Origin of the sequence: Rahnella perminowiae, from assembly GCF_019049755.1 — a bacterium.
Classification (GTDB): Bacteria; Pseudomonadota; Gammaproteobacteria; order Enterobacterales; family Enterobacteriaceae; genus Rahnella; species Rahnella perminowiae.
In genome coordinates, this window is sequence record NZ_JAFMOS010000618.1 from 18,081 (window position 1) to 31,714 (window position 13,634).

The following is a 13,634-nucleotide window of genomic DNA, read 5'->3' on the forward strand; positions in this document are numbered from 1 at the left end:
GTTAAGGCCAGCGACGGAAAACTAAAGAGGTATTAATTCCGCCGAAGGCAAAGTTATTCGACTGAATAAATTCAGTCTGAATATGGCGCGATTCGCCCATCACGTAGTCGAGTTCACCGCAAAGCGGATCCGGTTGCGTAAGATTTATGGTCGGTACGAAGCGGTCTTCGCGCATCATTTCGAGCGACATCCACGCTTCCAGCGCGCCGCAGGCACCGAGCGTATGGCCAAAGTAGCTTTTCAGCGACGAAATAGGTGTCTGATTGCCAAACACCGCAGCAGTCGCATGGCTTTCCGCAATATCACCGCGATCGGTGGCCGTACCATGCGCACTGATATACCCGATTTCGGAAGCAGGAATACCGGCATTTTTCAGCGCTTTTTCAATACAAATCTGCATCGTTGATTGCTGCGGCTGAGTGATATGCGCCGCATCGCAGTTGGTAGCAAAACCCACAATCTCGGCGTAAATCTTCGCGCCGCGCGCCTGTGCATGCTCCAGTGACTCGAGGATCAACGCCCCGGCACCTTCGCCGATCACCAGGCCATCACGCTGCATATCAAACGGGCGCGGCGACAGTTCAGGGTGTTCGTTTTGCTGACTGGTGGCAAACAGCGTATCAAACACGGCAGCTTCTGACGGGCAAAGTTCTTCCGCACCGCCAGCCACCATCACCGTCTGATAACCGTGTTTAATGGCCTCATAGGCATAACCGATGGCCTGGCTGCCCGACGTACAGGCGCTGGACGTCGGGATCACGCGCCCTTTCAGGCCGAAGAACAGGCCTGCATTCACCGCCGTGGTGTGCGGCATCATCTGTACGTAAGTCGTACCGGTAATGTTGTTGGTATGCTTTTCCGTCAGCATGGTTGCAAATTCGCTGACCGGGCCGGTGCTGCCGGTCGATGAACCGAAGGCAATACCGGTTTCGCCGTCAGTAAGAATCGTGTCTTCCAGCAGACCGGCCTGCTCCAGCGCCAGCTCCACCGCACGGGTTGACAGCAGGGACACGCGCCCCATTGAACGGATGCGCTTGCGGGTGTAATGCGCCGGGATAACAAAATCATCCACCGGTGCGCCCAGATGTGTGTTCAGCCCCTGATAAATCAGCCATTCATCCATGTGGCGGACAGCGTTTTTACCCTGTTGAAGGCGGACGGAAATCTCGTCCCAATGGTTACCGAACGCTGTTATGCCTTTCATGCCGGTAATGACTACACGCCGGGTCATATCAGGCCTCCGTTGATGGAGATCACCTGTCGGGTCACATAACCGGCGATATCTGACATCAGATAGCTTGCCAGTCCGGCGACTTCTTCCGCCCGGCCCATCCGCCTGAGCGGAATCATGCTCATTGCGGCATCGAGCGCCGGTTTTTCCATATCAGGCATGCCGGTGTCGATCAAGCCCGGCGCAATGCAGTTTACGGTGATTTTGCGTTTCGCCAGTTCCAGTGACAATGCTTTGCAGGCACCGATAATACCGGCTTTGGCCGCACTGTAGTTAACCTGTCCGCGATTCCCCGTAATGCCGGAAACCGAGGAAAGCGCGATAATACGCCCGCCCTGACGCAAGCCGATCATCGGCATCACACAGGGCTGTAAGACATTGTAGAAACTGTCGAGATTAGTGTGGATCACACCGTCCCAGTCCTCGTCGGTCAGTGCCGGGAATGCCGCGTCACGGGTGATCCCGGCATTATTGATCACGCCGTAGTACGCGCCATGCGCCTCAATATCAGCGTCAATCACGTCCCGACACTGCTGGCGGTTGCTGATATCAAACTGCACAACTCGACCCCTGCCGCCCTTGTCAGTGATGTTTTGCAGGGTATTTTCTGCCCCTGCTTTATCGCTGTGGTAATGAATGACAACAAAAAAACCATCAGCGGCTAACTGACTCGCAATGGCTTTGCCGATCCCTTTGCTGGCACCGGTCACTAATACCGAACGCATCATTCCTGTTTCCCCTGAATTAATTTAATGAGTTCGTCCTTGTCTGGCTGGTAGGTATTCAGCCTTCCTTTTGCAACCTGCAGGTTATCTTTTTCTTGTTTAATGCAGATCACGCCTTCGAAGCTGGCGAGTTTTTCATCGCACAACACCATTAAGACGCTGATGAATAATTCACTGCCTGCCGCGAATTCCGGCACGCTGGTTTTCAAAGCCCTGCCGCCCAACAACATGCCCACCTGCGGCGGTTCGCCACTTTGCGCGCCGTGCCAGCCGCTCCAGACACCGACAGTTTGCGCGATCAGTTCGATCGCATACCACGCGGGCAATGCGCCCCGCTCATTAAGAAACGGTGCCAGCACGCTGTTTTCGGACACCACAACGCTGCACAGCGCGGTCTCTGCTGTGACGCTAATGACCTTATCCAGTAAGACCATGGGTGATTCATGCGGCAGATATTGACCCGCGCTGAGCATGCTCATGACGGCCTCCCGATCAGAATGCAGGCATTATTCCCGCCAAAGGCAAACGAGTTTGAAAGGATAACGGGCTTCGCCAGCGCTTCGTCTTTTTGTACCAGCCGTATATCCGGCAAACAGCTATCGCGTGGTGTAAGGCTGAAATCCTGTGACGGCAGTTTGAGATTTTGTGTCAGGATCAGCCAGCCCAGCGCCGCCTCTGTCGCGCCAGCCGCACCCAGCGTATGGCCGGTAAGATGCTTGGTCGAACTGCACGGTGTCTGGTTGCCAAATAACCGATGTATGACGGCGGCTTCCGCCTGATCGTTAAGAGGTGTCGCGGTACCGTGGGCGTTAATATAACCGATGTCTGCCGCACTCAGCCCGGCCTGCGCCAGTGCCATACGAATTGCCCGTTCAGCCCCGAGGCCTTCCGGATGCGGTGCAGACATATGCCACGCATCGGACGACTCGCCCGTGCCCAGTAAAGCGACGTCTGCGGGCTCACGGGTCAGCAGGATCAGCGCCGAGGCTTCACCAATATTAATGCCATCCCGGTCTTGCCCGAACGGCGTACAGCGCCCGCGGGATAAAGATTCCAGGCTGTTGAAGCCGTTCACTGGCATCCGGCACAGGCTGTCAGCGCCACCCACCAGGGCGGCGTCGGCCAGCCCGGCGTCGATCAGGCGCTTCCCGCTGATAATCGCTCTCGCGCTGGATGAGCAGGCTGTGGATAAGGTATAAGCCGGACCACTGAGATCCAGCAGTTCCGCCATAAACTGTGAAGGATCGCCCAGCTCCTGTTGCTGGTAATCGTAGCCCTGCGGGAATTTCCCATGCCGGTGAAGATGACGCACCGCGTTTTCGCCTTCAGCAATGCCCGACGTACTGGTACCCATAATGACCGCGACGCGATCGCGTCCGTACCGGCTGACAGCCGCCTGCACCTGGGGGTCAATCTGCGCCAGCGCAGCCAACAGCAACTGGTTGTTGCGGCTGCGGTGCGCTGACAAAGAGCCAGGGATCGCAGGCAGTTCGCCGGTCACCGCACCGAGCCAGACGGGCCGTTCCTCCGTCAGCCAGCCTTCCTGCAACGACATTCCCGGCGCAAAGCCTGATTTCAGGCTGGCAGCGATTTGCGCATTGTTGTTTCCCAGCGCGTTCACCATGCCGACGGCCGAAAAGTAAATCATGTTAGTCACCCACATTCCGGATAGTTATCTGATAGTGAAACACCATCTGCGTGATCGACACCGGCCGACGTCCGCGGCCCTGTGGCAGATAGTCAATGCGGGTGATCGTGTTGCCTTCGTTATCCAGTAACGTGCGGCGCAGCGGCTGATCGTCAAGTTTCCAGCCTGCAGGCAACAGGGGTTGCCATCTCTGCGCCGGCCAGTAGCTCAACATAATATCGGCAAGAACCTGATTTGCTGGAGGTAAACCATCAATTTTCATCGTCTGTTCAGTGTGGATCCCTGTCTGATCGTAGACCACTTTGAACAGCCGGATCCCCAGAGGAGAAAGCCCGGCAAGCTGTAACGATTTTCCGTCAGCATTGAGCAGGACCAGCAAGGACTGTTGTTTACCTTTCACCGTGGCCGTCAGTAACTGCTGCTGACTGACCGGTTTATCCAGGGTGGGTGCGGGTAATTTCACCTGCACGCCGCGTTTCAGCCAGGCTTGTGGCTGTGTATCTGAAGGGGGATTTGTCGCACACCCGCCCAGCATAAAAATCAACAGGGCCAGCGCAGGCAGCCTAAACCGGGTCATTTTTTACGTCCTCGTTTTTTGGCCGGCAGAGTCAGGGGTGACAACAGAAATGCCGTTAATATGCCAAAGCTTAGTACGATGCCGAAACTACTGATGGCTTGTGTTGAACTGAAAACCAGCATACCGAAAGTCAGCAGCGTGGTAACGGCGGCCATAAAAATGGCAAACATGGACGTCGTCGGTGTGCCGCGTGGATTGGTGAAAAACAGGGTGTAATTGATGCCGATCCCCAGAACCAGAATCAGTGCCAGCAGGGAGAACAGATTAAGATTATGGCCACTAAAGCCCAGCGCCGCGACACCCATCCCGAGGGAAAGTAAGGTCGGAATCAGACAAATAAACCCGTGGGGCAGGCGAAAACGCCAGAGATAAATGATCGCAATGACCGCCACGGCGAGGGCCAGCAACCCGGTCAGATAAATACGGTACTGAGAGAAGAGACCGCTGAATTCAGTTTTGCGATCGATCCAGCCGGTTCCCGGTACAGACGCCGACAGCGCCACCATGGCGGCGCTGTCATGCACACCATTCACCGGAATAAGGGTGGCGCTGCGCCCGTCCGGTAAGGACAACCACAATAAACGCCAGCCTTCACTGACTGTGCTATTAAGCCATTCCGGCACATCAACCGTCTGCGCACTGAGATCCGGTTCCGCCACCGTGATCCCCGCCTGCTGCAACTGTGCAATAATTTGCGGCGCACGCAGGCGTAGCAGAGATAAATCCCGCTGCTGCCGGGCTTGCGAAGACAGGTTTATCGCCCGGAAACCGTCAATTACGCCTTTATCTCTCGCCTGGATGAGCGCGGGCCGCAATGTTTCAAGTCGTTGCAGCGTCTGCTCGGCGCTGTCACCGTATACCACCAGCCATTTCTGATCGTTAGTTTGTCCGGTCAGTGCAGCAATCTGCTGTTCCTGCTGTTGTAAACCGGCCGGAAGAGATTGAAGATCCGCAATGTCATCGTTGATTTTCAGCCGTGAAATTCCGGCCGCTACCAGCACTAATATCAGTAATGGCAGACCGATGCGTACCGCTTTGCGGCTGCGCCATGCCAGCAACCAGCGCATGATAATCGCCAGCCCAGGTGCGGAGCCGACCGGTAAACGCTTCGACAGATACGGATACCAGCACATCACGGTGATACAGGCGGCGCTCAACCCAGCAGCGGCAAAAACTGCCAGCTGTTGCAAACCCGGAAATGGTGCAATCAGTAACATCAGATAGGCCACCACCGTGGTAAGCAGCGCCATTGATAATGCAGGGAACAGTTTTTTCAGACTTTCCAGCGGTGTGCAGGAATCGCCATGCACCCGACGTTCGGTCAGGAAGTAAAGTGTGTAGTCTGCAGAAATACCGACAATGCTGGTGCTGAGCACCAGTGTCATCACGTGGATTTCACCAAATACCCACAGGGTCAATACCGTGCCTGACAGTGCGCCGATGGCGATTGAAAGTAAACTGAGCAGCATCGGCAGGACCGAACGGAACATCAGTAAGATCAGTATAAACACACCGGTGACTGACGCCGTACCAATCGTGGAAAGATCGTGCTCAGCCTGCTGGCTGGCATAATTGCTGTAGAAAATCGTGCCGCGCTCAAGCACTTTTGCACCCGGCCAGCGTGCTTCAAAAGCCTCTTTCGCCGCACCAAGAGCCGCCACGGTTTGTTTAGCCGACGTGATGTCATAGGAAGATGCTTTCAGCTCGCCATGTACCATGAACCAGTTGCGGCCATGTTGATCGCGGGCCATCAGCCAACCTTGTTCCAGCATCATGCCGCCGCTGTTCTGCTGCTGTGCCATCTGCGAGGCACGAACCAGCAATAACGGATCATTCGCCAGCTCTTTGCCGCTGACGCCGGAAAAGGCGGAATACACCTGACCGAGGATCCACTGACTTTGTGTCTCCGCGCCTGCCGTCAGACGCTGACGGGTGGCATCATCAAGCAAGGCGTTACGATGCCTGAAGAAGAAAGTGCCCCACTCCTGCTGACGCTGAACGTCCATCGGTCCCTGCACCTGACTCAGTTCTGGCAGCGCCTGCAACTGCTTCAGCCAGTCAGCGGCGGGCTGAATACCGGCACCAGGCGGAGGGCTGACCAGCCACATCAGCTGGCGATCCAGCCGCTGAGTAAAGCCGTCAGACAATGCCTGCGGAATAGGGGTTTCCTGTTGCTGCGGCAACAGCGCCAGCACGCTGCTGTTAATCTGGCTGCGTGGTAACAACCAGAACAGCGCTGCAACCAGCAGCGCAATAATCAGCAGCCAGCTTTGCGCCAGTTTTCGATGAAGATCAGGAGGCAAAATGGCGTTTCTCTGCATCAGTCAGCGTGGCGGGTGTGGTCTTCTGATTGAAGAAACGAATATGCGTGGCATCGCCCTGCATATCATTAATATCGATATTGTTCAGGAAGGTTTCGCCACTGAGCGTAATGCTGCGGAACAGACGGTTCAGCGGTGAGACCTTTGGTGTCAGAACAAGCGTCCAGGCGCCTTTACCCAGATCAGTAAAATTAAGCGAGAAGTTCTGTCCGAGCGCCCGTTGGTCAGCGTGAAACAGTGCGCTAAGCAATGAATTAAACTGGAACATCTGCGGATTGGTGTCCGCCGTAACCACCTGCGGAGATTGCCCCGCCATGATTTGCACCATGCGGTTTTCAGTCAGCAATAATGTCAGGGTGAACGGTTTTTCCTGTTGCCACCACAGCCCTTGCTGCCGGGCAATCAGCAGATTCCCGCTGGAATTGAGCGGTTGTGCCATCCCGCTGATGGTTCTTTGCTGCGCAAACTCAGCACGGAGTACCGGCACCTGGCTGAAGCGCTGTTGTAATTCCTTCAGCGTCACAGCGTTAGCTGTGACGCTGAAAATCGTCAGAGCCAGTAGCAGTAAGACCTTCACAGGCTGACTCCTGTTTTATCGAAAAGAACCTGCGGCGAGACAAAACACATTTCTTTGGAGACAGCGTCCACTGCGACCTGCAACGTATAGCCTGTCGTTGTACGTTTACCGCTTTCGATATCGTAAATCTGATAGCCGATGCGCAGACGGTTTTCGATTTCCTCCAGCTGTGCATGAACGGCAATACGCTGTTCAAAGAGCAGCGGCGCAATATATTTCACGCGGGTATCAACAATCGGCCAGACATAACCTGATGCTTGCATCTGACGATAACCGTAATCAAATTGCTTGAGTAGCTGCTCGCGCGCAATTTCCAGATAACGGAAGTAGTTGCCATGCCAGACCACGCCCATGGCATCTGCGTCGTGGAAAGGAACCGTGATTTCAACGCAGGTAGAAAATCGCGGATCGTTAAAACGCGGATCAAGTTTGGAAGTCATATCATTCAGGTTTCCTGTCAGAGGCGACATCTGCGGGATGCTGCCAGAAATCATAAAAATTGAACCAGTCGTGAGGTGCCAGCAGGCTGTAATGCTCAAGCCGTGCGGCATAATGATCGACTGCGGCCTGTAACGCAGGCAGGCGGTTGGCACGCGGCAGGATCAGAGGATCGGCAAAAGACTCACAATAAATATGCAACTGCTTTTGCTGCATGATGCCAAACATCAGCATAACGGGTGCGCGTAGCGCAGCAGCCAGAATAAAGGGTCCCTGCGGGAATGCGGCAGTTTTGCCCATAAACTCGCTGTAAATCATGCGGGAATGTTCACCGCGCTGATGATGACTGGCAGAGGTGCGGTCGCCGACAATCGCCACCCACTCACCGGCATCAAGTTTTTCCTGCAATAAAATCGCGGTCTCCGGCCCCATCTGGTTAACCTGGATCAGATTCACCACGGCCTGCGGATTAATCTCTTTCATTACCTGATTGAACCGCTCGGCATGTTCTGTAAAGACCAGCGCATTTACGGTGATGCGATGACTGAGTGAACCTATTGCCCGACATGATTCGATGTCACCTAAATGTGAGGCAAGGATCAGCGTGCCTCGCCCGGAGGTAATATGAGATTCGCAAATGTCGGGATTGACCAGCACCGCATCAGTCAGTGTTTTATCGCCCTGCCAGCTCGCCAGTTTGCTCAGCATAGATTCACCAAACCGCATAAAATGCCGGAAAGTGCTCAGCGGATAAGGCAGGGGAATATGGCGATGTGCAGCCGTCACGCGCACACGCTCCAGCCAGCGGGCAGAGGCATTGCGCTGTTTGTGGCCGGTGAGCCAAAAATAGGTGATGACCGGATAAAGCAACAGACGAAAGGCGTTGTATCCCAGCGTCCGGTAAACCGATAACATCAGGCGAATGCCCCACAACCCTTTACGTTCCTGCGTCGAGGACCAGTGTTCGGGACGATTTTTCCGCTGCTTCAGCAAATAAGGAATGCGTCGCAACATGCCAAAAAACAGCCGCGTGTGCATCCACGAAATCTGCAGGTTGTCCTTCACGGCATCAAAATGCGAGAGGCCATCTTCAGGATAAGTCACCCGCGTGGGCAGGAAGCGGCTGCGTGTGCCTTGCCAGTAAAGACGCACCATAATTTCCGTATCGAAATCCATCCGCAAACCCAGGTTTTTTTTTGCCATCAGTTGCAGGCAGGGTCTGAGGGGATAGACGCGGAATCCACACATACTGTCTTTTACTGAAAATGACAGTGTCTCGATCCACACCCAGAAATGGGTGATATAGCGGCCATAAAGGCGTGATTTCGGCACACTGTCATCGTAAACCGGCTGTCCGGAGATCAGGCAATCCGGATAACTTCTGGCTTCAGCCAGCATTGCAGGAACGTCTGAAAGCTGATGCTGTCCGTCGGCATCCACCTGTAAGGCGTGCGTAAACCCCTTTCCGGCGGCCAGCCGCAGCGCCGCCATCACAGCCCCGCCTTTCCCCTGGTTTACAGTGAGCCGCGTCAGGCTCATCCACGGCGTCAGACTCTCCAGATGCTGCAACTCTTCTGCTGTCTGCAGGTCACTGCCGTCATCAACCACAATGCAGGGCAAACCGAATGGCCGGAGACTTTCCAGCACACCCGCCATCATGGGTCCGTGGTTGTAACAGGGAATAATCAGACAGGGAGAAAAAGTGGCTGACGGCGTCATGGACATAAGGTGATTTTCCCGCTGCTGGCGATCGCCTCACCCACACTGTAACGAAATACCAGCCGTTGTTTTTCTTTAAGCCAGTCGATCTGCAAATTCACAATTTCTTCAGGCAACAGCGGTCGCTGGAATTTCACCACTTCCATGCCGGAAAATGCTTTATCCAGACTAAGAAGTTCTTCAGCGTAACCCATGACCCAATTGACCTGTGTCACGCCAGGCAAAATCGGAGACGACGGGAAATGGCCTTTGAACCAGAATAAATCCGCAGGTAACCGGAGCGTGAGAAGCAGACTGGTGTCGCTGGCACGTTGCCGATGCAGCATGTCAGGCAGGATCATAAAAACATTTCCTGTAATTCAGCAGTCGCGCGTTTGCCTTGCTGGTTAAGAGGAATCGCAGGTGCAAAGCGCCAGTATCGCGGCATAGAAACCGGAGATAGCCAGTCACGCAAGATCCCGCGGATCTGCCCAAGCAGTACGGCCTGCCCTTGCGTCTGGAATAACTGCTCGCCGACCTGACTTAAAACCAGCACGGCTGCAACATAAAGCCGCCCCCGTTTTTCAAGCGTCAGTACGCTGGCGTCGCTTAACAGATCCATCGCACACAAACGTTGCTCAATTTCAGTCAGTGAGATCCGCTGCTCTGCAATTTTAACGATCCGATCCTTACGGCCTAAAAGAAGAAACTGACGTTGATCGGCATTCAACAGCTGAATTTTATCACTGAGGATCATGCCATCCGGTTGCGGGATCAGCGGAGAAATCAGGGCGATATTGCCATCAGCCAGTGGTGAGAATTCGAGATTATCAAAAAGAGTCCAGACTGCTTCCGGCTGATGTTGCGTACGGAAGGCGACGATGCCGCTTTCAGTCGTGCCATAGATTTCAGTCGGCCGGCAGCCACAAACATTTTCCACCCGTAACGCGGTGTCATGACTCAGCGGGCCTCCGGCAGAAAAGACATGCCGGAGATTTGCGGGCTCCAAAGCCATATCAAGTCGTTTAAGAAAGGCCGGGCTGCTGGTCAGAACCAAGGCATTCTCTCTGGCAAGCGAGTGTAACTGTTCGTGATACTCCACCCTTTTCGTCGCAAAAGGTCGCCCAAGAGTCAGGGGCAACATGAAAGCGAAACTGAGACCATACATATGATGCGGTGCCACGGTGGCGACAAAGCGTGCATCTGCGCATTGCTCCCCCCAGTATGTGCAAAGCCACTGACTCTCCAGTTCCAGACAAGAAACCGGCTTGATTATTTTTTGCGATTTACCGGTCGAACCGGAGGTGAATAAAATCAGTACGGCGTTTTCCGGCCATTCGGGCAAAGCTGTTAACGGTTGATCTGCTGAGAAGGGAAAACGAAGAATAGGGCAATCAATCTGCAAAGGAAGATCGGTGATTAACGCATCGAACTCATCACGTTGCCCGGCCAGAACAGCGGGCCGAAAATGACCGGGTAAAACGGGTGTATGACCGCTGTAAAGCACCGCCAGCAGTGCCACGGCAAATGAATAGTTATCTTCAAGGCACAATGCCCAGCGGGAATGCGATGTCGCGCTGATATGAGTCAGCAGAGATAAGACATCATGCCGGAAATCACGCTGACACCACTCCCGGCTTTCGCTCCAGGCAACCAGATGTTCGTCTGCTCTTCCCGCGCTTAGCCATTCGCACATTCGCTGCGTCATGGGTGTCGCAGACGCTTTCTGACTATCCATTCAATACCCATTAATAAGCCAATCAGCAGATAACTGATCCCGCCGTTATAAAGAGCCCATAAAGCCATATCGCCTTTCAGGCAGGTATATAAAGCCAATGCTCCGTTACACACAAAGAAAATGCACCAGGCCTGGGTCACACGACGTGTGTAAACCACCCCTTCCGGCGGTAAATCGGGTTCATCCAGCCGTGCAATACGCTCAACCAGCGTTTGGCTGGCGCGTAATGAACTGAAAAATAATCCGAGCAATAAAAGATTTACCGCGACGGGGTAATACAACAGCATCGATGTTTCGCGTAATAAAATGCTGGTGCCGACCAGTACAATCCCTGCAACTGCAATCGCTTTTCCGAAAAAAGTTAACTGGGATAACTTCCCGCGAAAAGTCAGTAAACGCAGAATAAAGATCGCCATCAGTACGGGCGCCAGGATGCGAATTCCCCACGTTTTTAAACCGCACCATACAACCAGCGGATAAGCAATCACCGCCACTGGCATCGCCCAACTGGCCATCTTCGTAACCAGAGGAAATGAGAAGCGCCGGGTTTTATCCATAAAAAAGATATCCGCCCATACTAGGAAGCGGGGGAATTAAGTAATTCATCTATGGCATCAACGACATCCTGAACGGTACGAACAGATTTAAACATTTCAGGCTTAATTTTTCTTCCAGTGATTTTCTGCAAGTGAACCACCAGATCAACAGCATCAATGCTGTCTAATTCCAGATCCTCGTAGAGCTTTGCATCCGGCCGGATATCATCTTCATTGATTTCAAATAGCTTGATTAATAACGCGCTAATCTGCTGGTAAATTTCTTGCTTCTGCATAGGAATCTCTTTAACCACGCTGTGCTGATATAAATCTGGCCAGACTTTCAACAGAATAAAAATGCTCACGCATTTCCTGACTTTCCGCCGAAAGGATCACACCGTATTGCTTCTTTAACGCCAGACCAAGCTCAAGGGCATCAATAGAATCCAGCCCTAATCCGTCACCAAAAAGCGGAGCCTGTGTCTCTATCTCATCTGGCGCCATCCCCTCCAGATTTAGCGTCTCAATGATAAGTACTTTTATGTCGTTACTTAATGAATCCATGACTTATTTCTCGTTATTTTGCGTATTACTGCGCATCAACTCAGTGCACAAATGCTGTGTCAATCGCCGTGCAGCCAGGGCAGGTGAAAGATCGCTTTCATCTAAAAAGTCTTCAGCCTTTACCTTATCGGCAACGGTAATCACAAACTGAGGTTTTACCCGGGGAATTTCGTACCATTTCCCCTTTTTTGTCAGCATTGGCGGCTGACATGAAATATGGACAATCCTGACATCACATCCTGCCCTCAGCGCAATGTTAGCGGCACCACGCTGCAGTATCATCGGTTTTCCAGGCAAGGAACGTGTCCCTTCCGGGAAAACTAATAGCGTACCGCCTGCTTGCAAACGGGTTTCACAGGCCTGCAACAAAGCATCAGAGCCAGTGTTAATCAGGTAACCCGCCGCTTTTATCACTCCGCTTAAGAATGGGTTTTGCAGCAAAGCTTGTTTGACGATGCAGTCACAACGAGGCATACGCGACGCCAGAATCACATAATCAAGCAGACTGGGATGATTCGCCACTATCAGACAGCCGGCATCTTGCTGAAATTTCTCATCACCGATAAACCGGTAATCCATCACTCCCACCCTCCGTAATCCACTCAGGAAGAACCTGAAACTATTACGAATGCTGTTGAGTGTCATTCTGTGCAATCTTTCAGGTTGCCGGATGATGAGTCGCAACAGATTAAACCAGATAATAGAAAGCAACAGCCCGCCAATTCCGAAAAGTGCGAAAAAGAATCCGGTTGCTAACCACCGCCAGATGCAATTAGCTGCGGAAGACTTTTCTTCGGGCACTAACGTTTCTCTCATCACAGATTACGAACCCACTGCCAGCTATGGCGATTATCTACACTGATATGGAATAAAGGAGAGGAGGAAAGATAGCCACGCAGAAATTGCAAACTCTGCGGAAGTTCTGGATTCATATCCTCACCCGACAACGAAATACGCTGACACTTCAAGGTATCGCCAGCAGTTAATATTATTGCTACGGCGTAAGGGAGAAACTCAGAATTTACCGATTCGTTGTATATATCAGGAATTTCACCATCAAAATCAACCAACATAACGCGGGAAGCCCCCGTTGCCAGCATTGACTGAGCTTCCAGCATTCCCTGATGAAAGCTGTCTTTACCGGCCGTTAACGAGGTTACCGGCAACGGATTTTTGCTAATAATGGTAAGCCAACCCGCGGCGGTATTATGTACTGACATGGAGAATTCAGTCGGAGATAAAGCCTCTCCCCCGGCCAGGGAATGCAAAATTCGCCCCGTTTTCTCCAGTTCACCATGACGACTGGTAAAAATTGCAGCATCTACGTTGTTATTGACGAGCAACGCAAGCCCGGAATCCACAGCAAAACGACTGCCGATACTCATTCGTCGTGCAGACATCATGGGAATTTGCTGGCTTTTAGGGTTTGCGCCGGAAAATGTATTTATGTCTGAGCACCGAGCCCACTGGATCCAGTGATCACAACTATCGACTCCCGGAGCCACAGCCCGCCAGTCCACTATATCCAGTGTGAATTTCATAATGATTATCTTAGTGATTTTTCCAAATTGAGACTTTATG

The 13,634-nt window shown here is 53.0% G+C and carries 16 protein-coding genes; all 16 read right to left on the minus strand.

What is annotated here, in order from left to right; all coding sequences use genetic code 11:
* Nucleotide 1 precedes the first annotated feature (1 nt).
* A complete protein-coding gene (locus J1785_RS20940; RefSeq protein WP_129955019.1) occupies nucleotides 2-1,231 on the minus strand; it encodes a beta-ketoacyl-ACP synthase in 1,230 nt (409 codons plus the stop codon).
* Nucleotides 1,228-1,959 carry a 3-ketoacyl-ACP reductase FabG2 gene (locus J1785_RS20945; RefSeq protein WP_217157911.1) on the minus strand — a complete coding sequence of 244 codons (732 nt, stop codon included), beginning with the start codon at nucleotides 1,957-1,959 and terminating at the stop codon, nucleotides 1,228-1,230. The genes J1785_RS20940 and J1785_RS20945 overlap by 4 nt, the downstream gene beginning before the upstream one ends.
* Nucleotides 1,956-2,435, minus strand: coding sequence for a hotdog family protein (locus J1785_RS20950; RefSeq protein WP_129955017.1), 480 nt, complete (start codon nucleotides 2,433-2,435; stop codon nucleotides 1,956-1,958). The genes J1785_RS20945 and J1785_RS20950 overlap by 4 nt, the downstream gene beginning before the upstream one ends.
* Nucleotides 2,432-3,604, minus strand: a complete 1,173-nt coding sequence (locus J1785_RS20955; RefSeq protein ID WP_217157909.1) for a beta-ketoacyl-[acyl-carrier-protein] synthase family protein — start codon at nucleotides 3,602-3,604, stop codon at nucleotides 2,432-2,434. Before J1785_RS20955 ends, J1785_RS20950 begins: the two co-directional genes overlap by 4 nt.
* 1 nt (nucleotide 3,605) lies before the next feature.
* On the minus strand, nucleotides 3,606-4,181 hold the full coding sequence (locus J1785_RS20960; RefSeq protein WP_217220526.1) for a DUF3261 domain-containing protein: 576 nt from the start codon (nucleotides 4,179-4,181) through the stop codon (nucleotides 3,606-3,608).
* Entirely contained in the window at nucleotides 4,178-6,484 is a 2,307-nt protein-coding gene (locus J1785_RS20965) for an MMPL family transporter (RefSeq protein ID WP_217220533.1), read from the minus strand. Before J1785_RS20965 ends, J1785_RS20960 begins: the two co-directional genes overlap by 4 nt.
* The gene (locus J1785_RS20970) at nucleotides 6,474-7,079 is read right to left on the minus strand and encodes a LolA family protein (protein WP_217220534.1); all 606 of its coding nucleotides are present in this window, start codon (nucleotides 7,077-7,079) and stop codon (nucleotides 6,474-6,476) included. Before J1785_RS20970 ends, J1785_RS20965 begins: the two co-directional genes overlap by 11 nt.
* Nucleotides 7,076-7,519, minus strand: coding sequence for an acyl-CoA thioesterase (locus J1785_RS20975; RefSeq protein WP_129955013.1), 444 nt, complete (start codon nucleotides 7,517-7,519; stop codon nucleotides 7,076-7,078). The genes J1785_RS20970 and J1785_RS20975 overlap by 4 nt, the downstream gene beginning before the upstream one ends.
* 1 nt (nucleotide 7,520) lies before the next feature.
* Nucleotides 7,521-9,236 (minus strand): glycosyltransferase family 2 protein, encoded by a 1,716-nt coding sequence (locus J1785_RS20980; protein ID WP_217220536.1) that lies wholly within the window; start codon nucleotides 9,234-9,236, stop codon nucleotides 7,521-7,523.
* On the minus strand, nucleotides 9,233-9,577 hold the full coding sequence (locus J1785_RS20985) for a 3-hydroxyacyl-ACP dehydratase FabZ family protein (protein ID WP_217137918.1): 345 nt from the start codon (nucleotides 9,575-9,577) through the stop codon (nucleotides 9,233-9,235). The genes J1785_RS20980 and J1785_RS20985 overlap by 4 nt, the downstream gene beginning before the upstream one ends.
* Nucleotides 9,574-10,953 (minus strand): AMP-binding protein, encoded by a 1,380-nt coding sequence (locus J1785_RS20990; protein ID WP_238483311.1) that lies wholly within the window; start codon nucleotides 10,951-10,953, stop codon nucleotides 9,574-9,576. Before J1785_RS20990 ends, J1785_RS20985 begins: the two co-directional genes overlap by 4 nt.
* Entirely contained in the window at nucleotides 10,920-11,510 is a 591-nt protein-coding gene (locus J1785_RS20995; RefSeq protein ID WP_129955011.1) for a COG4648 family protein, read from the minus strand. Before J1785_RS20995 ends, J1785_RS20990 begins: the two co-directional genes overlap by 34 nt.
* A 20-nt stretch (nucleotides 11,511-11,530) precedes the next feature.
* Nucleotides 11,531-11,785, minus strand: coding sequence for an acyl carrier protein (locus tag J1785_RS21000; protein WP_129955010.1), 255 nt, complete (start codon nucleotides 11,783-11,785; stop codon nucleotides 11,531-11,533).
* 10 nt (nucleotides 11,786-11,795) lie between these two features.
* Nucleotides 11,796-12,053, minus strand: a complete 258-nt coding sequence (locus J1785_RS21005; RefSeq protein WP_129955009.1) for a phosphopantetheine-binding protein — start codon at nucleotides 12,051-12,053, stop codon at nucleotides 11,796-11,798.
* A gap of 3 nt (nucleotides 12,054-12,056) precedes the next feature.
* On the minus strand, nucleotides 12,057-12,869 hold the full coding sequence (locus tag J1785_RS21010) for a lysophospholipid acyltransferase family protein (RefSeq protein WP_129955138.1): 813 nt from the start codon (nucleotides 12,867-12,869) through the stop codon (nucleotides 12,057-12,059).
* A partial coding sequence (locus J1785_RS21015; RefSeq protein WP_338020347.1) for a beta-ketoacyl synthase chain length factor occupies nucleotides 12,869-13,634 on the minus strand: 766 nt, incomplete at its 5' end. The genes J1785_RS21010 and J1785_RS21015, both read right to left, overlap by 1 nt.

What these genes read in the sequence shown, in the direction of transcription:
- J1785_RS20950 (WP_129955017.1), bottom strand. Translation starts at nt 2,435, where the DNA reads ATGAGCATGCTCAGCGCGGGTCAATATCTGCCGCATGAATCACCCATG.
- J1785_RS20960 (WP_217220526.1), bottom strand. Translation starts at nt 4,181, where the DNA reads ATGACCCGGTTTAGGCTGCCTGCGCTGGCCCTGTTGATTTTTATGCTG.
- J1785_RS21005 (WP_129955009.1), bottom strand. Translation starts at nt 12,053, where the DNA reads ATGGATTCATTAAGTAACGACATAAAAGTACTTATCATTGAGACGCTA.
- J1785_RS20955 (WP_217157909.1), bottom strand. Translation starts at nt 3,604, where the DNA reads ATGATTTACTTTTCGGCCGTCGGCATGGTGAACGCGCTGGGAAACAAC.
- J1785_RS21000 (WP_129955010.1), bottom strand. Translation starts at nt 11,785, where the DNA reads ATGCAGAAGCAAGAAATTTACCAGCAGATTAGCGCGTTATTAATCAAG.
- J1785_RS20995 (WP_129955011.1), bottom strand. Translation starts at nt 11,510, where the DNA reads ATGGATAAAACCCGGCGCTTCTCATTTCCTCTGGTTACGAAGATGGCC.
- J1785_RS20980 (WP_217220536.1), bottom strand. Translation starts at nt 9,236, where the DNA reads ATGACGCCGTCAGCCACTTTTTCTCCCTGTCTGATTATTCCCTGTTAC.
- J1785_RS20985 (WP_217137918.1), bottom strand. Translation starts at nt 9,577, where the DNA reads ATGATCCTGCCTGACATGCTGCATCGGCAACGTGCCAGCGACACCAGT.
- J1785_RS21010 (WP_129955138.1), bottom strand. Translation starts at nt 12,869, where the DNA reads ATGAGAGAAACGTTAGTGCCCGAAGAAAAGTCTTCCGCAGCTAATTGC.
- J1785_RS20975 (WP_129955013.1), bottom strand. Translation starts at nt 7,519, where the DNA reads ATGACTTCCAAACTTGATCCGCGTTTTAACGATCCGCGATTTTCTACC.
- J1785_RS20940 (WP_129955019.1), bottom strand. Translation starts at nt 1,231, where the DNA reads ATGACCCGGCGTGTAGTCATTACCGGCATGAAAGGCATAACAGCGTTC.
- J1785_RS20945 (WP_217157911.1), bottom strand. Translation starts at nt 1,959, where the DNA reads ATGATGCGTTCGGTATTAGTGACCGGTGCCAGCAAAGGGATCGGCAAA.
- J1785_RS20990 (WP_238483311.1), bottom strand. Translation starts at nt 10,953, where the DNA reads ATGGATAGTCAGAAAGCGTCTGCGACACCCATGACGCAGCGAATGTGC.